Genomic DNA, 21,811 nt, shown 5'->3' on the forward strand with positions numbered 1-21,811 from the left:
GAAAAGTTAAGAATAATTTGTGATATTATTTCTCATATGTTACCAGTAAATGGCAGGCTGACAGCCGTTCGCTGGTAAACACAACAGGCGGGATATCGGCACCCACGCCGATATCCCGACGAGAATGACCCCGTTACGCTTTGATGACGATTAACGGTTCAATATCGCTCTCTTTTTTAATGACTAATGAATCATCGCCGCGCAGGCACGTACCGCCGTAGTTACCGCCCACGGTAAACGTACAGACCTGAATATACTTCCCGGCGACCTTCGGCAGGCACCACAACTGCTGATAGATATTTTTCTGCGTGGCGAACTTGCCGCTGGTTTTATCCAGGAGCTCTTCCTGATGGCTCACCAAATCAATATTACTACCGCAACGTCCGGCAATCGGTTTTACCGCATAGCCGGTCTGCACCAGCTCATCGTTAACGGTAAAATCCGTGTCGAGCAAATAGCGATGATGCGGGAAGAGCGACCACAGGATGGGCAGGATCGCTTTGTTACCCGGGATCACCGTCCACAGCGGTTCAAACACCAACACTTCCGGGCGCAGTAATACATCAATCAGCCGGACTTCATTTTCCGGGTGCCCGGTACGAATAGGCACTGCGGCATACTCCGTCTCGCTGACTTCGCGTATCTGCTCCATCGCCGTTTCCCACGCCCAGGTTTTCCAGACACAATTCACCAGCCGTCCGTCGCCATCGATCAACTGCCCGGCGTCATCCCAGCGCAACTCGCCCAGCCCGCGGAGAATTTTGCTCGCGAAACCGGCCTGATGCAGCGCCTGCTGCATAAACTGCGCGTGATAGTCCTCCTCGATATCATCATCCTGCATGATATGGACGAAAGGACGCGCTTTACTGTGTTTCCAGGCGCCTGCCAGCTCGTTAATTAAGCCCTCCGCCGGGTTATGCCCTTTACCGGTATAGCCCTGCTCAGCCCATTTTTCGAGAATTAATCCCGCTTCGGTATGGCATGATGCGGAATCGGCATTGTATTCATAGACTTTCAGCCCGCGTTCATCCATGCAGAAATCCATACGACCGGTGATCATATGGTGACGACGGCGCTGCCAGGAGAGGCGCAGACGCGGCCAAAGAATTTTGGGGATATCGAATAGCGCCAGCAGATTATCGTCTTTTAAAACTTTGTCCGTGGCGTGCAGGTACATCAAATGCAACTCATTGGTCGCTTTGATAAGCTCCTGTTCAGCGCTCTCGGTGATGGTAAAATACTGGTACGGGTCCTGATTGATAACGTGTCCGTTCGCCTGCACATAGGCTTTTTGTAACGGATCGCGCTCATCCAGCCACGGACCGTCAAACTGACCTTTCTCTGGCAGTCTTGCGCCGCGAATCGCCAGCGACTGATTCGCGATGTCAGGCTGTGACAAACTGTATTGCGTGTCGTCGGTCTGGATCATCCAGCCTAAAATCGTCGTGTCATCAAAGGTGTCGCGCAGGGTGTAACACCCGTTTTCTACAACCATTTCCAGTTCGCGAGTCCACTGCTGCCCTGGCGGCAATGGCGTGTGGATAACGTTTTGCTCAGCAATACGAATTTTGTTATCCAGGAGCTGGGTGATAATCGCAACGTGCCCGGTTTCGTTAAACTCGCCGCCCTTTTGCCAGATGAGCAGCGCCCCGGCCTCCGGCGCGCGCGGCGAACCGTTCGGGAAGGCCTGCAAAGGCAAAATATTATCATTCACGACCTCGCGCAGAAAACGCAGCGAGAAGATTTCCCAGGCCATGCCGACGTCAGTAAAAACAACGCCATAATTCAGAAAGAGAAAACGGCGGGCAAATTCCACGCACTGCCATTTATGCCCCATGTATTCATCGTCGATGTAGCTACGAAAAGCTGCGTCGTCGTCGTCCCACGGATCGAGGGAATTGTAATCTGAAGAGTAGATCGCTACGCCGCCGGGGGCGTAACCCAATAATGTCCCGAAGGGGGCATCCTGACTGGTGGTTCCTTTGCTCATGCACTTACCTCAAAACAAGACCGCCTGAGCAGCCTGGCGTGATTTCGCTCTGATTGTCTGCTCTGTGACACTAACCGGACAGAGGTCGACATAATCATACACCTCAATAAGGCACACTGAGGCCAGAAGGTTAAAATTTCACTCGTCGGAATGTCCCAATCGGTTAAATGTCCGGTTAGCAAGCTGCTACACTGCTTCAACACCACCACTGTGAAGGCAGGTCAATATGGCAGATAATACTTATCAACCCGCAAAAGTCTGGACGTGGGATAAATCCGGCAGCGGCGCGTTCGCTAACATTAATCGCCCGGTTTCCGGCCCGACGCACGACAAAACGCTGCCCGTCGGCAAACATCCGTTACAGCTTTATTCGCTGGGGACGCCTAACGGCCAGAAAGTGACCATTATGCTGGAAGAACTCCTGGCGCTGGGCGTGACCGGCGCCGAATATGACGCCTGGTTGATTCGCATCGGCGAGGGCGATCAGTTCTCCAGCGGCTTTGTTGACATCAATCCGAACTCAAAAATTCCGGCGCTGCGCGATAACTCACACAACCCGCCGATTCGGGTTTTTGAGTCGGGCGCAATTCTTGTTTATCTGGCGGATAAGTTTGGCCATTTCCTGCCGCAGGATCTGGCTAAGCGCACAGAAACCCTTAACTGGTTGTTCTGGCTACAGGGCGCGGCGCCGTTCCTCGGCGGCGGTTTCGGTCACTTCTATCATTATGCGCCGGTAAAAATTGAGTACGCCATTAATCGCTTCACCATGGAAGCCAAGCGTCTGCTGGACGTGCTGGATAAGCAGTTAGCTCACCACCCGTATGTCGCGGGAGAAGAGTACACTATTGCCGATATGGCCATCTGGCCGTGGTTCGGCAACGTGGTGCTGGGGAATGTCTATGATGCAGCGGAGTTTCTGGATGCCGGAAGTTATCAAAACGTACAACGCTGGGCGAAGCAGGTAGCCGAACGTCCGGCGGTAAAGCGGGGGCGCATTGTCAACCGGACCAACGGCCCATTGAACGAACAGCTTCACGAACGCCATGACGCCAGCGACTTCGAAAACAATACCGAAGATAAACGTCAAAGTTAAACCATGATGCCGGATGAGGTAGTAATGTCGTCATCCGGCATGGTATTCCCTGCTGACGCTTCGCTTATCAGTTCTGCGAGTGTGTCATATTCGGCGCTTCACTAAACCCATGTTGCATGAGAATCAACCTCGCCCGTGCTGACAGTAAAAAGTCGGCAAGCGTTTTTCCCTGCTCGCTCAGGCAGGCAAAGCCATATTCAGCCACGGGATTATAAGGTTCCGGGATATCAACCACTCGCAGCGAATTAACCTGCCGTAGCCTGGGAGCATAGCTGGCATAGCCGATAAAGATATCGGTGTAATCATGATTGATGAGCCATTCCGCAGCCAGCCGGCCCGCCGGTAACGGCAAAGTCTGCCTGCCGCCAACCAGCGCTACCGCGCGTTTTCGGACCGCTTCGCCCTCCTTGCCCATCCGCGAAAAAAGCTGCTGCGTATAATCGCCGGAAGGATCGCAACCTGCTGTTGAGGTGCCGATCCGCAGATCCCGCCGGGTTAATAGCGACAGCCAGTCCTCGCCTTCACGCATCGCCTGTGCCCGCACGCTCAGACACAAACGGTTCGTCGTAAAAGGCGCGACCCGCAGCGCCCGCCCGCTTTCCAGCAGCGCCTGCGGATGCGCCAGGTTCGCCGAAGCAAAAAAGTCGCACGCTTCGCCCGCTTCGATGCGTTCACGTAACAGCCCCGCCGGACCGAAATCACATACCGCATCCGCCTGAAACGCCGTCATTAGCTGCGGCCAGACGACGCGCAAGCTCCCCGCTGCCAGTATTCGCATCACTGTACGCCCTGATAGTCAGTACGGTAAAAACGTTGATACCAGTCGTTAGCGGCCTTTTGCATGTCAATATCGTGGAATTTTTGCGGATAGAGTTTTTTCGCCATCCACAGTTCGCCGATTCCCACCGCCTCCGGCATCGGATATCCCCAGGCTTTGGCATAATCCGGCATCAGGTAAACCCGATGATGCTTCACCGCGTCAATGACCTGCCACTGGGGATTGTGCAGGATCTCATTGACGACCTTTGGATAGCGATTCTGGACAAAGATCACCTGCGGATCCCAGGCGATCACCTGCTCCATTGTCACCTGCTTAAAGCCTTTCACCGAGGATGCCGCTACATTCAGCGCCCCCGCATGGGCCATCATCAGACCGGTATATTTACCGGAACCGTAGGTGGTCAACTCCGGATTCGCCATATAGGCGCGAACTCGCTCATTTTCAGGAACCGACTGCAAACGGTCGCTGACCATCTTGCGACCTTTATCCATCGCCTCAATCAGCGCTTTCGCCTCCTGCGGTTTATTGACGATATCGCCAATCAGCGTTATTCCTTCACGCAGCCCGCGATTATAAGCCTGCTCTTCATCGGCCAGGGTCGGGTTCATTTTAGCCTGCTCGCCAGCAATATCATGGCGCAGCGAAATCGCCACCACCGGAATGCCAAGACGGCTGATCTTGTCGATCATCTCCTGCGGAGCGTAATTCGTGACAAACACCACCTGCGGGTGCAGCGCCACCAGTTTTTCAAGATCAACGTGCGTTAGATCGCCCAGCGAGGCTTTTTGCGCCAGTTCCGGCGCCAGACGCGCATAGCCGTCGCCTAATTGCTGTTTCCAGTTCGCCATGACCCCAACGATTTTGTCAGTGGCATTCATCTGTACAAGGAGATTGAGCGTTTGATGCTGGAGCACCACCACTCTGTCGACGGTGTCCGGAACCGTGACCTGGCGGCCAATTTGATCGGTAAAAGTACGCGCCGCCTGTGACATTAACGGCCAGCAAAAAAGCAACGCCAGCAGAGAGAGCTGGCGCAAAAATTTATTCATAGGTTTCGCCCCACAATCGATATATAAATAATTATACAGCGATTATAGAGCGATATAATAGAGGTGATTAAGGGATCACGCGCTGGTGATGTCGTACTCCATGCGGCGCAGCGCATCTAACGTGGCTTTCGCTTCGTCTTCGTCAATGATGCTCATCGCAAAACCAACGTGTACCAATACCCATTGCCCTACCAGATCGGCTGGCTTACCTTCACAAATCAGAGCAATATTGACATCACGTTTGATGCCACACACTTCCACCTGCGCAAGCTGGTGAATATCATCTCCGACGGCCAGCACCTGACCGGGGACGCCAATACACATAATTAACCACCTGAAATAAAATGCGGGTTATTCGACCTCAATACTCTTTACTTTCAACGAATCGCCGGTATCCACCCGCAGGCGATCGCCATGACAACGCGGACATTGCGCGTCATGCCTGAGAATTTCCACCACCTGACTGCAATCCCAGCACCAGGCCTGGGCCGGTCTGTAGTCGATGTGCAATTCGCACCCTTGCGCTAAAGTCCCCTGGCAGGCGATATCAAAACTGAAACGAACCGCGCGCTCTTCAACGCACGAAAGCGCGCCTATCTCCAGCCATACGCCGGTGACGCGCGCCACGCCGTGCTGTTCTGCCTGCTGCTGAATAATTTCAACGGCGCTTTGGCAAAGAGACAGCTCATGCATTCTCACAGCTCCGACGGCCAAACAGCAACGCACGCCGGCTTGTCTGCGGCGCATCAGGATTGCTTACCGGCAGAGATAACAGCATCCGCGCGCAGTCATCCGCCAGCCGGACGCCCTCTTCCGGCGACAGGCTACGGGAAAGCGGCGACATCAACGAGCAGGCAAGATATTGCGAAACGCCTTCCAGTTCGCCAACGGTAAAGGTCATCGTGCCATAAGGCAGTTGCAGACCGAGTTTTTCACCGACGGTACGCCTGGGCCAGATCTGGTCCGGGCCAGGGAAGATTAATGCGCTTAACATCCACGGCGTAATTACCGTGCCCGTCCATTGTCCTTCAAATAACGTAAAATCAGAGACATGCACTGGCATAGTCGGATGCAGAAACGAAAGATCGTGCATCGAACGATGGGCTATCTCTTCAAACGCCGCCTGAACCCGGGCGACGGGCGCCGTGTCGAATCCGGAAAACGTTTCAGACATGCGCCGTCTCCTTAGGAATTGCTTCGACGCCGGATTCACGCAGCGCAGCAAGAACCTGCTCAAGCGCAGGCTCAATCATCGCCTCGACGGTTGGCGTTAAGCCGATGTGCGGTTCCAGCGACTGTGGAATAACGCCAACCAGGGTCAGTTTCTTCGGAAACTCGCCGGTAAAGCGGAGGGCCGACAATACGTCGGCCAGTCCAAGCTGATGGGGGGAGATTTTGTTGGTGAACAGCGCCGGAACTTCATCGTCGCGCAGTACCATAATGGTTCCCGGCGCGTTCTTTTTCGACACGATGGCGTCGGCAATGATCAAATGATCACGATTCGCCATATCGCCAAGAAGTTCCATTCCCGCCGTACCGCCATCCAGAATCTCAACGAAATCCGGCAGGGTGTATCGTTGCTCTAACGCTTCAACAATACGCACCCCGATGGCTTCATCGGTCAGCAAAATATTGCCGACCCCTAAGACTAATATCCGCATTACAAAACCTTCACCGAGACCACTTCATTGCCATCGGCGTCCACCACGTGTACCGCGCACGCCATGCAAGGGTCGAAGGAGTGGATGGTACGTACCACTTCCAGCGGCTTCGCCGGATCGGCGATCGGCGTACCGACCAGCGACTGTTCGTACGGCCCCACGTCATCGTTGAAGTTACGCGGACCTGAGTTCCAGGTCGATGGCACCACTGCCTGATAGTTACTGATAATACCGTCTTTAATCACCATCCAGTGAGACAGCATACCGCGCGGCGCCTCCAGGAAGCCCACGCCTTTGAACTCGCCCGTCGCCGGAATGTTCGGCTTCACAAACGTGGTGTAATCGCCTTTGCCGATATTTACAATCAGCGCGTTGTATTGATCCTGCAATATGTTTTGCAGTTCACAACAGTGAACGGTACGCCCGATGATACGACCCAGCGTAGAGTGAAGTTGCGCCATTTCCAGCGTTTTGCCGGTCAGCTTCTGATAAAGCGCAATGATTTCATTGAGCTTGGTCTGCGTGGATTCACGACCTGCAGCCAGTTTACACAGCATGTTCGCCAGCGGCCCGACTTCGACGGTTTTGCCGTAGAATGTCGGCGACTTGACCCATGAGTATTTACCGTCATCCGACCAACCGTCGTAAGCCGGGATCGTAGTGCCTTCCCACGGCGCCTGCGGCGCTTCATCTTTGTACCAGGCGTGCTTCGCGCTCTCCTGAATACCTTTAATCAGGAACTCGTCGGAGTGAGAGGTGATCGGACGGTATGTCGACAGATCGGCATTGGTAATGTAACCGCCCGGGAACAGGAAACTGCCGTTTTTACCGTCGGTCGGGAATTCCGGCGCGCTCAGGTAGTTCACCGCGCCTTTGCCACGCTCCAGCCATTCCGGATAGTAGGCCGCGATGACTGCGGTATCCACTTTATACACCTGCTCGACAAAATCGCTCAGCTTATCAATAAACGATTTGATGTACATCAGGCGTTCAAGGTTCAACGTACCGATGCTGTCGAGATTGATCGGGTTCGCCACCCCACCGACCGCCAGGTTCTGGATATGCGGCGATTTACCGCCCAGCAACGCCACCACGCGGTTAGCGTCACGCTGACATTCCAGCGCCTGCAGATAGTGAGCGACCGCAATCAGGTTGACCTCCGGCGGTAACTGCATTGCCGGGTGCCCCCAGTAGCCGTTGGCGAAAATACCTAACTGACCGCTGGCGACAAGATCCTTGATCTTGTTCTGAACTTTCGTGAACTCTTGCGCGCTGTTCAGGTGCCAGCTCGACACACCATCCAGCATCGCGGAGGCTTTTTCCGGATCGGCTTTCAGCGCAGAGGTAATGTCCACCCAGTCCAGCGCAGAGAGCTGGTAGAAATGGACAATGTGGTCATGGGTGGTATGCGCCGCCAGAATAATATTACGGATATACTGCGCGTTGACGGGAACATCAATATTCAGCGCGCTTTCCGCCGCACGAACGGAGGAGATCGCGTGAGTTGTCGTACAAACGCCGCAAATACGCTGCACAATCATCCACGCATCGCGCGGATCGCGGTTCTTCACGATCTCTTCCATACCGCGCCACATGGTGCCGGACGCCCATGCTTTGGATACGACGCCGTTCTCAATTTCGCAGTCAATGCGTAAATGACCCTCAATACGGGTTACCGGATCAATAGTAATTCTCTGGCTCATGCTTTGCTCGCCTCATGACGATTATGATCGTTTTGTTTTAAAGGAGGAAGTATCGGCAGTAGACGAATGAGTACGATGTATGCACAAATCTCAATGGCCACAAAACCAATAGAAATCAACAATTCTTCCCAGGTTGGGAAGTAGTGGTAGCCGCCACCCGGGTTGAATGCCACCAGCGAATAGGTCAGACGCCACGTCGCGCAGCCCAACAGCGCGCTCAGCGCCGACAGGTACAGCATACGAGAGTCATTACGCAGTTTCGCCACACGCAGCACCACTAACGGGAAGACCATCAGGACGACTTCAATCCAGAACATAGCGGAGTAAAAATCGCCGGCAAACGCATAGGACAGCTTGTCGCGATAAATCAGTTCGCCAAAGCGCAGGACGACGAAAATCGCCAGCAGCACGCTGATGGTATTCGTCAGCTTAACAAACAAATTTTTCTCATCCGGACCGTTTCCTTTCAGGCCTGCCTGAACCAGCGAACCCTCAAATATGACAATGGAGAAGCCCATGATAAACGCGGTCAGAACCGAGAACAGCGGCAGCATTTCATAGCTTTGCCATAGCGGATGCACTTTATAGCCCGCCGAGATCATCAATGACCCCATTGAGGACTGGTGCATCGTCGGCAGCAGCGCGCCCAGCGCGATAATAAAGAACATCACCTTATTCAGACGCTTGAGCGACACTTTCCAGCCCAGACGTTCAAACAGGGCAGGCGCAAACTCCAGCGCCATCACGCCGATGTAGATGGTCATACAGACCGCCGTCTCAAACAGTACCGAGTTCACGTTGAAGTGACCTGGAATGTAGAAGTACGGCAGGTTCCAGTAACGACCGACGTCGATAGTGATCGACAGGCCGCCCAGCGAGTAACCAAACAAGCTTGCCAGCAACGCCGGGCGCACCAACGGATGGTATTGCCCACGGTTAAAGACATACACCGCCCATGCCAACGCCCAACCGCCGCAGGCAAAGCCGGTGCCGATCAACAGGTCAAAGGCAATCCAGACGCCCCACGGGAAACCGCCGTTCAGGTCGGAAACGGAGCCCAACCCGAAGACCAGACGCTTCACGATAAGGAGCATACACAGGACGATTAACGGTCCAAAAATAATGACCGGTTTACTGATGATTTTTCCGCCCAGCGGTTTTGGATCATGACTCATGATCGTCTCCTCCATCGTGATGGTCGTTTTTGCTATTACGACGAACCAGCACGGTTAAGCCCGCCAGCGCAGCCAGGGGTAGTATCATGCCTTTATAAAGCGTGTGTTGAACATGCTCGGAGCGCGCTCCGGTTGAAAGGTCATCCAGCTTCGGCAGATCCAGATCTTCATAAGGAACGCCTGTCAGCACCAGCACCTGAGTACCACCGCCCTCTTTTTCACCGTAGAGGTGTGGGTAGTATTTAGGCACCGTATGCAGATAGGTGTCGTCCGTTTTCAACGTCTGGCGCGGATAGTGATATTCACTGCCTGGTTTGAGGGCCAGACGTTTTTTCGCTTCCGCCATCAGCTCTTCACGAGTACCGAAAATGACGGCCCCTGCCGGACAAACTTCCACACACCCAGGCAAACCGCCTTTATCCAGACGCTCAACGCCTTTCTGGTTACACAACTCACACTTGTGAAGCGCGCCAAACGGGTTGTTGTAGTCGTACTTAGGTACGTTGTACGGGCAGGCAACCATACAGTAACGGCAGCCGGTGCAGACATCTTTGTCATAGTGGACGATGCCGGTTTTCGGATCTTTTTTCAGCGCCGACACCGGGCAAACGGAAACGCAGTTAGGATCGACGCAGTGCATACACTGTTTCTTGATGTAGGCATAGCCGTTCTCTTCCTGATCTTTGTTCACGCCCGTACCGCTACGCCATACCTGAATAATGTTATTGGTATACGGCGACAGCTTGTCGTTGTTCGACCAGGTCTGCTCCCCTTCCGGGTTACGCGCCGGGAAGTTGATATCCTGACACTTTGTGACGCAGGCCTGACAGCCCACGCACAGAGTGGAGTCATACAGCATACCCAGCGAACCTGGAATCGGCGGACGGTTTTCTGCAGCCGCATGGCTGACAGACGGCGCGGCGCCCAACAGCAATGCTCCACCGGAGGCTGCTTTAATAAAGTCACGTCTGTTCACGGTTATTCTCCCCGTGAGTCAGCGTTATCTTTCTTTTGCTGACGCCCCAGTTCACGTACCGCCATCACGCTGACGCCGGCAACCAGACCGACTACGCCGCCAAGCAGACCGACAGCGCCCGCAGAGATATTGCCGCCTTCTTTCATATTGACGTCAGGTTTCTCTGAACGCGGAGTTTGGTTTTCGACATGAGCAAGCTGGTGAATGCCCTTATGGAAGCCGATACCTTCTTCGTTACAGCCATAGCAAGGATGACCGATCGCCACTGGCCAGACGCCGCCAACGTCACAGAACTGTAACGTAGAACAGTTGCCCCAGGTTTCCGGCCCTTTACAGCCAAGATGGTAGAGACACCAGCCCTGACGGTGGCCTTCGTCGCCAAATTCTTTGGCAAAACGGCCTGCGTCGAAGTGTGGACGACGTTCGCAATGCTCATGAATCAGACGGCCATAGGCAAAGGTTGGACGATTTTTCGCATCCAGCTTCGGCGGCGTGCCGTAAGTGATGATATGCGCGACGGTCGCCAGGAAGTTATGCGGGTTTGGCGGACAACCTGGAATATTGATAACCGTTTTGCCCGGTAAGACTTCCTGCAGACTGACAGCGCCGGTTGGGTTTACGCCAGCCGCAGCAACGCCGCCCCATGCCGAGCAGGAACCGATAGCGATAATCGCGGCTGCGCCATCAGCGGCTTTGCGGATGTGATCCACGATCGGCTCGCCGGCAACCATGCAGTAGATACCGTTATCTTTTAGTGGGATAGAACCATCCACCACCAGAACATATTGCCCTTTATACTTCTCCAGAGCGTTATGTTTGTTTTCTTCGACCTGGTGACCGAATGCGGCGGAAAGCACCTCGTGGTATTCCAGAGAGATGGTCTCCAGAACGAGGTTTTCAACGGTTGGGTGTGTAGCACGAAGCAGTGATTCGGTACAACCGGTACACTCCTGAGCGCCAATCCAGATAACGGGCGGACGCTGTGGATTGGATACCGATTCTGCCATTTCTGCGGCGGCTTTGCTACTGAGCCCCATAGTAGCGGCCAGTGCTGCACAAAGCTTCATGAAATCACGACGGTTAATGCCGTGAGAAGTGATGAGAGTATTATCTCCAGTCATTTTATAGTTATTCCGTTACGAAGACCTGGCTTTTATTTTGCACTGTTCGCGAAGAAGTTATTGCGATCGGTACGCCATTTACCACACTTTTTTTATGGTTATGTGCGCCATAATACTTCGACGGAACAGTAAAACGAAGGGAAGAGGCGATAGTGTAATTAATTAAAGCAAGATAATACCCCTGTTGGATCAACCTTCGAGTCGATAACCGGCCATAAAGAAGCGAACCGCCATCCCGGAATGATTCTCTTTAAAGAAATCCATCACCATTTCTTTATCCAGACCATAGCGACGCGTCAGAATTCCAGCCTCCCACGCGCTAAGTTGACGATCGCCGGTCTTTTCGAACATACGGTGTGTAAAACCCAATACAAAGCCACGTTTATACTCAGAACAGAAATTCACCGCATGATGCGCGCTATATGCATATGGCGCGTGCAACCCGGCCATTAACCCTTTCCCAAAATGATTATTCATCTGACCTCCTTAGTCGCTATATAATAAATTATATAGCGACTAATTAAATGAAGGCCAGCGCATTACGCGCTTTTTTGCTTCACATCAGAAGGAAACCCATTCATCAGTAGACTGTGCGGGAGCCGACGCCATTCTCTGAACGCCAGGCGCCGCTTTCGCCGTTACGCGTTGTTGCGGCTCACTAGCGGAAAGCCGGAACTGCTGTACGGAGCGTTGCAAATCCTCCGTCTGCCGTTCCAGCGCCGCCGCCGCCGCGGAAACCTGCTCAACCAGCGCGGCGTTTTGTTGCGTAACGCTATCCATTTGCGTGATCGCCACGCCAACCTGAGAAATACCTTTACTCTGTTCTTCGGAGGCGGACGCGATCTGTTTCATAATCGTCGTCACTTCCGTGACGCCGCGCAGGATGGCGTCCATCGTCGCGCCGGTCTCCTGGACCAACTGCGCGCCCTGCGCTACGCGACGTACCGATTCGCCAATTAAGGCTTCAATTTCTTTCGCCGCCCCCGCGCTGCGGCTGGCCAGGTTACGTACCTCACCGGCGACCACCGCGAAGCCGCGTCCCTGCTCGCCCGCTCTGGCCGCTTCTACCGCTGCGTTCAAGGCCAGAATATTGGTCTGGAAAGCAATACTATTAATCACGGTAGTAATTTCGGCGATCTGCTGCGAACTGGCGGAAATACCGTTCATTGTTTCTACCACATCGGAAACCAGTTCACCGCCTTTTCCTGCCGTTAGCGAGGCGGCATCCGCAAGCTGACTCGCCTGGCGGGCGTGTTCGGCGTTCATTTTCACCGTTGCGGTAAGCTGTTCCATGCTGGCGGCAGTTTCTTCCAGCGCGGCGGCCTGTTCTTCCGTTCGGGAAGAGAGATCGTTATTACCGGTAGAAATTTCCGTCGCGCCGCGCCAGATATTGTCGCTTCCGGCGCGGATCGTACTCACGGCTTCGCGTAAACTGTCCTGCATCGCGCGCAGTAGCGGCACCAACCGGCCTACGCAGTTACGCCCCAACGCTTCAATCGGCTGGCTAAGATCGCCTTGCGCGATGCGCTGAAACTGCTGACGGATGCGCTCCAGCGGTTTCACCATCATTGCAACCAGATAGCGATCGGTAAAAATCAGGATAGCAATGCCCAGAATCACCGCCGTGATAAGCAGGATGCGGATGGTATAGGTTTTACCATCGACCATCACACGTGTGTTATCCAGCATGGTGCCAGCTTCATGACTAAACCGTTCCGCGCTGGCGCCGAACGCGCGACTGAGTGCGGGCGTGACCGTACTGGCATGTTCGCTCCAGGCGGTCAGCGATCCTTGCTGCGCCAGTTGCATTTGAGGAACGACGCCTTTCTCCAGCAAGGCCTGCCAGTTGGACAAGACCTCCCTTGAGATATCAGGGTTCATCGGCCCTGGCGATAGCGCTTTCATCTCCTCCAGCTTCTGACGCATATTCTCGAGCGACTGCCGGGCGGGCGCAAAATCGGGCGTGCCGCCGCCGATTTTTACATCCATCGCGCGGCTAAGGCGGGTAACAAAGCGGAAATATTGATCGTTACCCTGGCTTAGCACCGTCATTTGCCGCACAAGATGCCGGTCAATATCATTTCCTTCCGAAACTTCGGATAAAGCATGGACGCTGTATAACCCCACCCCCGACCAGAGTAGACAAAAAAGTCCCAGTATCGTCAGCATGACCATACGAATAGTAAAGTTTTGCAGCAAACGCATATGAATTTCCTTGCTGAATATAAGAGATTAGTCATCAGACGATGACGCACTCTCGTTATCGGCAAGGCGCGGAGAATATATAATGCATTCTCCATTTTTTTACAGTTACCGCCGTTTACGTACCCGCAGATGTTATATATCTGTGAACGCAGAGAAAATCTTTCAGTGTTATTACTGAGTAAATGAATAGATGTAGTAAAAATATTGCGTAAGGCTGCAGGGAGACGGTTATCCACCGTTAAAGAAGCGCTGTTTTACAGCCGGGCTCAGCATCCTTTGCCCGACTGCCCCGCCGTTGACGGCGGCTCAATGGTTATGCCGCGTCAATCTGTCCAGATAGCCCATCACAAACGCCGACAGGACAAAGGTCAGATGGATGATGACATACCACATTAATTTGTTATCCGGGACGTTTTTCGCGTCCATAAACACGCGTAACAGGTGAATGGAAGAGATAGCGACTATCGATGCCGCCACCTTATTTTTTAGCGACGTCGCATCCATTTTCCCCAGCCAGTTCAGCTTCTCCTTGCCCGCAGAGATATCCAGCTGAGAGACAAAATTCTCATACCCGGAGAACATGACCATTACCAGCAATCCGCCAACCAGCGTCATATCAACCAGCGATAACAGCACCAGGATCAGATCGGCCTCCGCCAGGGCAAAAACGTTCGGCAGAACGTGTAGAATTTCCTGGAAAAATTTTAGCGCTAAAGCGATCAGCGCCAAAGAGAGGCCAAAATACACCGGCGCGAGCAGCCAGCGAGACGCATACATTACATTTTCAAGAAAGCGTTCCATAGGGACCTGTCAGGTAACTAAAACCAGCAACAGTATATCTCAACCATGCAACATCAGATCAACATGCCAGTTAAGAGCCTATCCCACCAGGCGTTATTGGCGCAGCCAGTTTGGACACGGACAGCGCGCAAAAACCGGAGCGTACACGTAGTACGTGAGGTTTGACTCGCTACGCTCGCCCTTCGGGCCGCCGCTAGCGGCGTTCAAAACGCTAACGCGTTTTGGCGAGCACTGCCCAGGTCCAAAATGGCAAGTAAAATAGCCCTAATGGGATAGGCTCTAAATCTCATCCGGGTTAACCTGCGGGCGCTGATATTCCGGCCATACCAGCGCGACCAATGCCGGGTAGGCTTCAAGACTGAACTCGCGAAAACACTGGCGTAAATTAAGGACGTCCAAATCCGAATACGGCACCTTTTCTCCGTTCAGACAACGCTTCTTAATATTGTCGTAATACTTATAAACGGCAGAGTTAAGGTCGCTGCAACGACGCTGTGCGTCAAATAATCCAGGCGTTTCATTCAACTCAGTCATTGTCATTCGTTTTATCGTTGCATGAAGGAAATCGATATATTCATGGTTAACGCGCCAGTACCATACCGGCGTTATCGAATTCATTAATACTGAGAAATGATCTTCGCCCTCTTCCTTTGTCGTGGGTTCAGTTTGATTTAAATTTATGACTTTTCCACCAGGACGTTTTTTATTAACCTCCCACATCAGGAAGAGTATCGCGCCGGTCAGTAATAGCAATATAATAACAGAATAAAAAATACTGTTCATAGCAGGCTCCATTTTTTTTGATTTTAAAATTACGCCATGTTATTGTCAACGAAACCTACACTATTAAAAATAGTATACCACTGATCGTAAAGGATATTTAGTCATGCTTCCTGAGCATCTGGTTTCCTCTCATTTTCGCCTGTCATCGCCGCCCCCTGAGGCCACAGAAAACAGTAAAAATTTGCCTAAGGGAAAGACAAAACTCAGCGATTACGAGCCCGATATTTTAATTAGCGCTAACGCTGCCGGGCAACACAGAAACGTATTATTTGAAGAACGCGACCGTCATATTAAAGAACGTCTGTATTGTGTGGCTAAAATTGAAACGTTTGCCCGCCTGATAAACGCACTACAGGCAGAAGGCGATATTGATGCCCAAACGCTAAGTAAAATACTGGCGGATAAAACCGCAATGATAAATGAAAAAGGCAATGCCATTTGGCTTAATTTAATCACTCGCGAAACCGATATGCCGCTATTTTATTCACTGGAACATAAAGATGAAAGAAGTTGAAGACAATAACGTTTATTTGGCTTTAGACAACCATAAAAGTGATGAATTTATCTTAAAGCAAAATCTTGCAGCGCTAATCGCCAGTAAAAATGCCACCCTGGAAAAGGTAACTCAGGAGGTGGTATCCATACCGGCGGCGTTAGTACGCCTGAAGTGGCAAAACCGACGGGAGATGTATGCGTTACAGGTCAAAGAGGAGATTTATGGCGCGACCATCAATGCCATTATCGAGCAGCATCCTGAATTACGAGACAAAATTATGTCTCGTCTTGAAAGTGACTGGCAGCATCTGCTGGCTCGCGAGACGGCAACCCTACGTCTGACGCGTAAGCTTTCCGATGGCGACTACCGGACGCGCAACGTCACCACCGTCGCACGGCAAGAAAAATAACCTTCATGGCTAGTTAACTCTGTTGTGAATACGGGTGAAGCATAAGGATCGTTCTGATTCTCCCTCTTACGGTAGTAAAAGTGTCTACGCTTAAAGGGTGTTCAACCTGAAGGGAGAAGCTCAATGTCTCATCTATACGACCCTACCACGCAGTATTACACCGGCGAGTATCCTAAGCAAAAACAGCCGGCGCCCGGCGTCCAGGCGAAAATGACGCCTGTTCCTGACTGTGGTGAAAAAAGTTATGTCGGCAGTGGTCGCCTTAAAGATCGTAAGGCGCTGGTGACAGGGGGCGACTCCGGGATTGGGCGCGCTGCCGCTATCGCTTACGCGCGTGAAGGCGCAGATGTCGCGATCAACTACCTGCCAGCGGAAGAAGAGGACGCTCAGCAGGTTAAAGCGCTGATTGAGGAGTGCGGCCGTAAAGCGGTGTTATTGCCAGGCGATCTTAGCGACGAATCTTTCGCCCGTTCGCTGGTCCATAAGGCGCGTGAAGCGCTGGGCGGGCTGGACATTCTGGCGCTGGTAGCCGGTAAACAGACGGCAATCCCGGAGATAAAAGATCTGACCAGCGAGCAATTTCAGCAAACCTTCGCCGTTAACGTTTTTGCCCTGTTCTGGATAACCCAGGAAGCGATTCCGCTGCTGCCAAAAGGCGCCAGTATTATCACAACGTCGTCTATCCAGGCGTATCAGCCCAGTCCGCACCTGCTGGATTATGCGGCAACCAAGGCGGCAATCCTTAATTACAGCCGCGGCCTGGCGAAACAGGTGGCGGAAAAAGGAATTCGCGTGAATATTGTCGCGCCTGGCCCTATCTGGACAGCGCTGCAAATTTCCGGCGGCCAAACACAGGATAAAATTCCGCAGTTTGGCCAGCAGACGCCAATGAAGCGGGCCGGTCAACCGGCAGAGCTGGCGCCGGTGTATGTCTATCTGGCAAGCCAGGAATCAAGTTACGTTACCGCAGAAGTGCACGGCGTGTGCGGCGGGGAACATTTAGGCTAACGCATGAAGTCGATTAAGGTGGCGCAATTCTGTTAAGCAAGGCGCCATCTTAGGCAATAAAAAAAGCCGGGTGGCGACTTCGCCTTACCCGGCCTACAGTATCAGCAGAATATTTATTTCGCTTTCGCGGTCTCTTCGCCGACCAAACCAATCTTGAGATAGCCCGCCTGATGCAGCATATCCATCACTTTCATCAGGGTTTCATACTCTACGGTTTTATCCGCACGGAAGAAAATCGTAGTATCCTTTTTCCCTTCCGTCAGGGCCGTTAGCTCGGCAATCATCGTATCATCCGTCACCGGATCGTTACCGATAAACATGGTGTTATCCGCTTTCACCGACAGATAAACCGGTTTTTCCGGACGCGGCTGTGGCGTACTGGTAGAAGCGGGCAGATTCACCTTGACGTCCACCGTCGCCAGCGGCGCAGCCACCATAAAGATAATCAGCAGAACCAACATGACATCGATAAACGGCGTCACGTTGATTTCATGCATTTCGCCGTTGTCATCCAGGTTCTCGTTAAGACGCATTGCCATGACGCATTACCCTACCCGTAATTTCTGCGCGGCGCGTACCGGCTGCGCACTGGCGCTCGCATTCAGATCAAGATCGCGGCTTTGCAGCAGCAATACCTGCGCCGCCACGTCGCCCAGCGTCGCTTTGTAACTGCCTATCTGACGTGCGAAGATGTTGTAAATGACGACCGCCGGGATCGCGGCTACCAGCCCAATCGCCGTCGCCAGCAGCGCTTCCGCAATACCAGGAGCAACCACCGCCAGGTTGGTGGTCTGCGTTTGCGCAATACCGATGAAGCTATTCATAATGCCCCATACGGTGCCAAACAACCCGACGAAGGGGGAAATGGCGCCGATCGTCGCCAGATAACCGTTGCCTCGTCCCATGTAGCGGCCCACCGCTGCGACGCGACGTTCCAGACGGAAGCCGGTACGTTCTTTAATCCCTTCGTTATCTTCGCTGCCCTGAGAGAGTTCCAGTTCATTCTGCGCTTCATTGATGAGCTGTGCGCTGAGGCTTTTTGCGCTGAAACCTGCCGCAATGTCGGAAGCCTGATCTAAAGAGCGCGCATCGGCTAATTGCAGTTGTTCGCGCTTTAAGCGGCGCTTTTGAGTGAAAAATTCAACGCTTTTACTGAAGAAGATAGCCCAGGTGACGACTGACGCCAGAATCAAACCAATCATCACGCACTTCACGACAATATCGGCGTGCTGATACATGCCCCAGACGGAAAGATCCGTCTGCATCAAATTATTACCCACTCTGTATCTCCAGGACGCAAATCACAAAATCTGAGCATAATAATATCAAAACAACGTCGAATTGATAGTCGTTCTCATTACTATTTACATACTGCCGCACCTTTACTGCTTTTTCTTTGCGCTTACGCATTAAAAAAGCCACCTGTTTTTATTTTGGCAAAATTTTCATCTGTATCACACGTCGCCAGGGTGCAGATGGTTATATTCATGCTAGTTTAGACATCCAGACGGTTAAAATCAGGAAACGCAACATGACGGATAAACAGTTGGATACCAAACTGGTAAACGCAGGACGCAGCAAAAAATACACGCTTGGCTCAGTGAATAGTGTGATTCAACGCGCTTCTTCACTGGTGTTTGACACCGTCGAGGCCAAAAAACACGCTACCCGCAATCTCGCCAACGGCGAATTATTTTACGGACGCCGGGGAACGCTGACCCACTTTTCGCTCCAGGAAGCCATGTGTGAACTGGAAGGCGGCGCCGGATGCGCGCTCTTCCCGTGCGGCGCGGCGGCGGTCGCCAACACCATTCTGGCATTCGTTGAGCAGGGCGACCACATCCTGATGACCAACACAGCTTATGAACCCAGCCAGGATTTCTGCAGCAAAATTCTCGGCAAACTGGGCGTGACGACAAGCTGGTTCGACCCGCTCATCGGCGCTGATATCACGCAACATATTCAGCCGAACACGAAAGTCGTATTTCTGGAATCCCCCGGTTCTATTACCATGGAAGTACATGATATTCCGAGCATTGTTAGTGCGGTCAGACGCGTCGCGCCAGAAGCCGTCATCATGATTGATAATACCTGGGCGGCTGGCGTTCTGTTCAAAGCTCTGGAATTCGATATTGATATCTCTATCCAGGCGGGCACTAAGTATCTGATTGGTCATTCTGATGCGATGGTCGGGACTGCCGTTGCAAATGCGCGCTGCTGGGAACAATTGCGGGAAAACGCCTATCTGATGGGGCAAATGCTCGACGCCGACACGGCTTATATGACCAGCCGCGGTCTGCGCACACTCGGTGTCCGACTGCGCCAGCATCAAGAAAGCAGCCTCAAAATCGCCGCATGGCTGGCGAACCATCCTCAGGTCGCGCGCGTTAATCATCCGGCCCTGCCGGGTAGCAAAGGTCATGCGTTCTGGAAACGAGACTTTACAGGTAGCAGCGGCCTGTTCTCCTTTGTGCTCAATAAAAAGCTGACCGAGGCAGAATTATCAGCCTATCTGGATAACTTTTCGCTGTTCAGTATGGCCTACTCCTGGGGAGGCTACGAATCGCTGATTATTGCTAATCAGCCGGAACAGATCGCCGCGATTCGTCCCGCAGGCGGCGTAGATTTTACCGGTACGCTGGTTCGGGTGCATATTGGTTTAGAGAGTGTTGATGATTTGATCGCTGATTTAGCCGCCGGCTTCGCCAGAATTGTGTAAAGTTGCCGGGGATGGACATATATGCAGACAATTTCCGTGGAAAAGTCTGCGTTTGTTGCGTCCGGGATCAAGGCATCCCGGACGATTCAGGAGTACAATAGGCGAATAAAAGCATAAATGCTGTTCCACAGGAAAGTTCATGGCTGTCATTCAAGATATTATCGCTGCGCTCTGGCAACATGATTTTGCCGCGCTGGCGAATCCACACGTTGTTAGCGTCGTCTACTTGGTCATGTTCGCCACGCTATTTTTAGAAAACGGTCTGCTGCCAGCGTCATTCTTACCTGGCGATAGTCTGCTGCTACTGGCAGGCGCGTTGATCGCCCAGGATGTGATGCATTTTTTGCCGACGATTGGCATTCTCACCGCCGCGGCCAGTCTCGGCTGCTGGCTAAGTTATATCCAGGGACGCTGGCTCGGTAATACGCGTACCGTCAAAGGCTGGCTGGCGCAGCTTCCGGCAAAATATCATCAGCGCGCCACCTGCATGTTTGACCGTCACGGTTTGTTAGCATTGCTTGCCGGGCGCTTTCTGGCGTTTGTCCGCACTCTGCTGCCAACAATGGCGGGCATTTCCGGCCTGTCCAACCGCCGGTTTCAGTTTTTTAACTGGTTAAGCGGCCTGCTGTGGGTGACTGTCGTGACCAGCTTCGGCTACGCGCTCAGTATGATCCCGTTTGTTAAGCGCCATGAAGACCAGGTAATGACATTTTTAATGATCCTTCCCGTCGCGCTACTGGTTGCCGGGCTGTTAGGTACGCTGGTCGTGGTGATTAAAAAGAAATACTGTAACGCCTGACGTATCCATAATCGGCCAGGATGGCCCGGTTACGCTTCGTTGACCCGTGGCGGGATGCCCCACTTAGCTCCCTTGCATTGTCCGCATTCTTGCCGCATCTTCGCCCGGCGTAACGCCAAAATAACGTTTAAACTCCCGGCTAAACTGCGATGCGCTCTCATAGCCGACCCGCATCGCCGCGGCGCTGGCCTTCATACCATCGTGAATCATCATCATCCGCGCTTTATGCAGTCGGTAGCTTTTTAAATACTGCAACGGCGAGGTGCTGGTGACCGCCTTAAAATTATGGTGAAACGCCGACACGCTCATGTTCGCTTCTGCCGCCAGTTGCTCAACATTCAGGTTCTCGGTGTATTTCATTTCGATCTGTTTAAGTACGCGACTGATCAGGCTAAAGTGCGTCTGGCGACTAACCAGCGCAAGCAGCGCCCCGCCGCGCGGCCCCATCAGCACATGATAAAGAATTTCGCGAATAATTTGTTTTCCCAGAATCCGCGCATCCAGCGGGCGCTCCATCACATCCAGTAATCTTTCCACCGCGCATAAAATCTCGTCCGACAGCGTGGCGGAGTTAATCCCACTGGCCGCCATCGGCAACTGGAAACGCTCATCTTCGCCAATGTCCATGAGCAACTCTTGCAGTTGCAGTACATCAATGTCGAGCCGAATGCCGGCCAGCGGTACCTCCGGCGTCGCCCAAGTCTCGCATTCAAAAGGGAGCGGCACGGTCAGTAAGAGATATTCATTAGCGTCATAACGAAACTTGCGCTTGTTAATATAGCCAATTTTATGGCCGGAAAAGAGAAATATGATGCCAGGCTGATACATGACCGGCGTGCGCGGTCCCGGTTCAACACCATACAACAGACGAATGCCCGCCAGCCGCTCGCTGATTATTTTATCATTATTTTTTAAATGATTAATTTTATCCGCCAACTGTAAGCAAATTGCTTCACGATTCATAACGCGCCATTTTTTCATCAAATCCACTCCGCTGGATTGTGCGCATTTTTAGCGATTTTCTCCAGCATTCTGGAGAAAT

24 protein-coding genes are annotated in these 21,811 nt (G+C 52.7%); 6 read left to right on the forward strand and 18 right to left on the reverse strand.

All coding sequences use genetic code 11. From position 1 onward, the window contains the following. Positions 1 to 133: 133 nt before the first annotated feature. Positions 134 to 1,990 carry a bifunctional glutathionylspermidine amidase/synthase gene (gene gss, locus ACLJRS_RS09725; protein WP_000033685.1) on the reverse strand — a complete coding sequence of 619 codons (1,857 nt, stop codon included), beginning with the start codon at positions 1,988 to 1,990 and terminating at the stop codon, positions 134 to 136. A 226-nt stretch (positions 1,991 to 2,216) separates the two neighbouring features. Between gss and yghU the strand changes: the two genes are divergently transcribed. Then, a complete protein-coding gene (gene yghU / locus ACLJRS_RS09730) occupies positions 2,217 to 3,083 on the forward strand; it encodes a glutathione-dependent disulfide-bond oxidoreductase (protein WP_000774862.1) in 867 nt (288 codons plus the stop codon). A gap of 67 nt (positions 3,084 to 3,150) precedes the next feature. Here the strand turns inward: yghU and ACLJRS_RS09735 are convergent, their stop codons facing one another. The 14 genes from ACLJRS_RS09735 to ACLJRS_RS09800 form a co-directional block, all read right to left on the reverse strand. Then, the gene (locus ACLJRS_RS09735) at positions 3,151 to 3,861 is read right to left on the reverse strand and encodes a molybdate ABC transporter substrate-binding protein (RefSeq protein ID WP_001626693.1); all 711 of its coding nucleotides are present in this window, start codon (positions 3,859 to 3,861) and stop codon (positions 3,151 to 3,153) included. Next, positions 3,861 to 4,913, reverse strand: a complete 1,053-nt coding sequence (locus ACLJRS_RS09740) for an ABC transporter substrate-binding protein (protein WP_001032005.1) — start codon at positions 4,911 to 4,913, stop codon at positions 3,861 to 3,863. The genes ACLJRS_RS09735 and ACLJRS_RS09740 overlap by 1 nt, the downstream gene beginning before the upstream one ends. 75 nt (positions 4,914 to 4,988) lie before the next feature. Beyond that, positions 4,989 to 5,237 carry a hydrogenase maturation factor HybG gene (gene hybG, locus ACLJRS_RS09745; protein WP_000334889.1) on the reverse strand — a complete coding sequence of 83 codons (249 nt, stop codon included), beginning with the start codon at positions 5,235 to 5,237 and terminating at the stop codon, positions 4,989 to 4,991. A 27-nt stretch (positions 5,238 to 5,264) separates the two neighbouring features. Continuing rightward, positions 5,265 to 5,606, reverse strand: a complete 342-nt coding sequence (gene hypA, locus ACLJRS_RS09750) for a hydrogenase maturation nickel metallochaperone HypA (protein ID WP_000544946.1) — start codon at positions 5,604 to 5,606, stop codon at positions 5,265 to 5,267. Continuing rightward, the gene (gene hybE / locus ACLJRS_RS09755) at positions 5,599 to 6,087 is read right to left on the reverse strand and encodes a hydrogenase-2 assembly chaperone (protein ID WP_000004953.1); all 489 of its coding nucleotides are present in this window, start codon (positions 6,085 to 6,087) and stop codon (positions 5,599 to 5,601) included. The genes hypA and hybE overlap by 8 nt, the downstream gene beginning before the upstream one ends. Beyond that, the gene (locus ACLJRS_RS09760; protein WP_001221960.1) at positions 6,080 to 6,574 is read right to left on the reverse strand and encodes a HyaD/HybD family hydrogenase maturation endopeptidase; all 495 of its coding nucleotides are present in this window, start codon (positions 6,572 to 6,574) and stop codon (positions 6,080 to 6,082) included. Before ACLJRS_RS09760 ends, hybE begins: the two co-directional genes overlap by 8 nt. Next, the gene (hybC, locus tag ACLJRS_RS09765) at positions 6,574 to 8,277 is read right to left on the reverse strand and encodes a hydrogenase 2 large subunit (RefSeq protein WP_000083044.1); all 1,704 of its coding nucleotides are present in this window, start codon (positions 8,275 to 8,277) and stop codon (positions 6,574 to 6,576) included. Before hybC ends, ACLJRS_RS09760 begins: the two co-directional genes overlap by 1 nt. After that, positions 8,274 to 9,452 (reverse strand): Ni/Fe-hydrogenase cytochrome b subunit, encoded by a 1,179-nt coding sequence (hybB, locus tag ACLJRS_RS09770; protein WP_000017678.1) that lies wholly within the window; start codon positions 9,450 to 9,452, stop codon positions 8,274 to 8,276. The genes hybC and hybB overlap by 4 nt, the downstream gene beginning before the upstream one ends. Beyond that, positions 9,442 to 10,428 carry a hydrogenase 2 operon protein HybA gene (hybA, locus tag ACLJRS_RS09775; RefSeq protein ID WP_001081721.1) on the reverse strand — a complete coding sequence of 329 codons (987 nt, stop codon included), beginning with the start codon at positions 10,426 to 10,428 and terminating at the stop codon, positions 9,442 to 9,444. Before hybA ends, hybB begins: the two co-directional genes overlap by 11 nt. A 2-nt stretch (positions 10,429 to 10,430) precedes the next feature. Beyond that, the gene (hybO, locus tag ACLJRS_RS09780) at positions 10,431 to 11,549 is read right to left on the reverse strand and encodes a hydrogenase 2 small subunit (protein WP_000145429.1); all 1,119 of its coding nucleotides are present in this window, start codon (positions 11,547 to 11,549) and stop codon (positions 10,431 to 10,433) included. A 189-nt stretch (positions 11,550 to 11,738) separates the two neighbouring features. Further along, complete coding sequence (locus ACLJRS_RS09785) at positions 11,739 to 12,026, reverse strand: DUF2623 family protein (RefSeq protein ID WP_001059119.1); 288 nt, start codon at positions 12,024 to 12,026, stop codon at positions 11,739 to 11,741. A gap of 84 nt (positions 12,027 to 12,110) precedes the next feature. Next, positions 12,111 to 13,754, reverse strand: a complete 1,644-nt coding sequence (locus ACLJRS_RS09790) for a methyl-accepting chemotaxis protein (protein ID WP_001238437.1) — start codon at positions 13,752 to 13,754, stop codon at positions 12,111 to 12,113. A gap of 306 nt (positions 13,755 to 14,060) precedes the next feature. Beyond that, complete coding sequence (locus ACLJRS_RS09795; protein WP_000439335.1) at positions 14,061 to 14,555, reverse strand: TIGR00645 family protein; 495 nt, start codon at positions 14,553 to 14,555, stop codon at positions 14,061 to 14,063. 279 nt (positions 14,556 to 14,834) lie between these two features. After that, complete coding sequence (locus tag ACLJRS_RS09800) at positions 14,835 to 15,338, reverse strand: ESA_00282 family adhesion-associated protein (RefSeq protein WP_001673723.1); 504 nt, start codon at positions 15,336 to 15,338, stop codon at positions 14,835 to 14,837. A gap of 103 nt (positions 15,339 to 15,441) precedes the next feature. Between ACLJRS_RS09800 and ACLJRS_RS09805 the strand changes: the two genes are divergently transcribed. The 3 genes from ACLJRS_RS09805 (at position 15,442) to ACLJRS_RS09815 (ending at position 17,251) form a co-directional block, all read left to right on the forward strand. Next, complete coding sequence (locus tag ACLJRS_RS09805; protein WP_000936445.1) at positions 15,442 to 15,852, forward strand: hypothetical protein; 411 nt, start codon at positions 15,442 to 15,444, stop codon at positions 15,850 to 15,852. Beyond that, complete coding sequence (locus ACLJRS_RS09810; RefSeq protein ID WP_000665657.1) at positions 15,839 to 16,243, forward strand: hypothetical protein; 405 nt, start codon at positions 15,839 to 15,841, stop codon at positions 16,241 to 16,243. Before ACLJRS_RS09805 ends, ACLJRS_RS09810 begins: the two co-directional genes overlap by 14 nt. A gap of 123 nt (positions 16,244 to 16,366) precedes the next feature. Then, a complete protein-coding gene (locus ACLJRS_RS09815) occupies positions 16,367 to 17,251 on the forward strand; it encodes an SDR family oxidoreductase (protein WP_000019032.1) in 885 nt (294 codons plus the stop codon). A gap of 113 nt (positions 17,252 to 17,364) precedes the next feature. Here ACLJRS_RS09815 and exbD read toward each other — a convergent pair whose 3' ends face one another. Both exbD and exbB read right to left on the reverse strand, forming a co-directional pair. Beyond that, positions 17,365 to 17,790 carry a TonB system transport protein ExbD gene (exbD, locus tag ACLJRS_RS09820; protein WP_001251476.1) on the reverse strand — a complete coding sequence of 142 codons (426 nt, stop codon included), beginning with the start codon at positions 17,788 to 17,790 and terminating at the stop codon, positions 17,365 to 17,367. Between the two features lie 6 nt (positions 17,791 to 17,796). Continuing rightward, complete coding sequence (exbB, locus tag ACLJRS_RS09825; protein ID WP_000527859.1) at positions 17,797 to 18,531, reverse strand: tol-pal system-associated acyl-CoA thioesterase; 735 nt, start codon at positions 18,529 to 18,531, stop codon at positions 17,797 to 17,799. A 251-nt stretch (positions 18,532 to 18,782) separates the two neighbouring features. Here exbB and metC point away from each other — a divergent pair, with 251 nt between their 5' ends. Both metC and yghB read left to right on the forward strand, forming a co-directional pair. Beyond that, positions 18,783 to 19,970 (forward strand): cystathionine beta-lyase, encoded by a 1,188-nt coding sequence (gene metC / locus ACLJRS_RS09830; protein WP_000130262.1) that lies wholly within the window; start codon positions 18,783 to 18,785, stop codon positions 19,968 to 19,970. Positions 19,971 to 20,109: 139 nt separating this feature from the next. Next, positions 20,110 to 20,769 (forward strand): DedA family general envelope maintenance protein YghB, encoded by a 660-nt coding sequence (gene yghB, locus ACLJRS_RS09835; RefSeq protein ID WP_000268445.1) that lies wholly within the window; start codon positions 20,110 to 20,112, stop codon positions 20,767 to 20,769. Positions 20,770 to 20,832: 63 nt separating this feature from the next. Here the strand turns inward: yghB and ACLJRS_RS09840 are convergent, their stop codons facing one another. Continuing rightward, positions 20,833 to 21,732, reverse strand: a complete 900-nt coding sequence (locus ACLJRS_RS09840) for an AraC family transcriptional regulator (RefSeq protein WP_001078198.1) — start codon at positions 21,730 to 21,732, stop codon at positions 20,833 to 20,835. Positions 21,733 to 21,811: the final 79 nt, after the last annotated feature.

It is taken from the genome of Salmonella sp. SAL00670, assembly GCF_046552235.1.
Classification (GTDB): Bacteria; Pseudomonadota; Gammaproteobacteria; order Enterobacterales; family Enterobacteriaceae; genus Salmonella; species Salmonella enterica.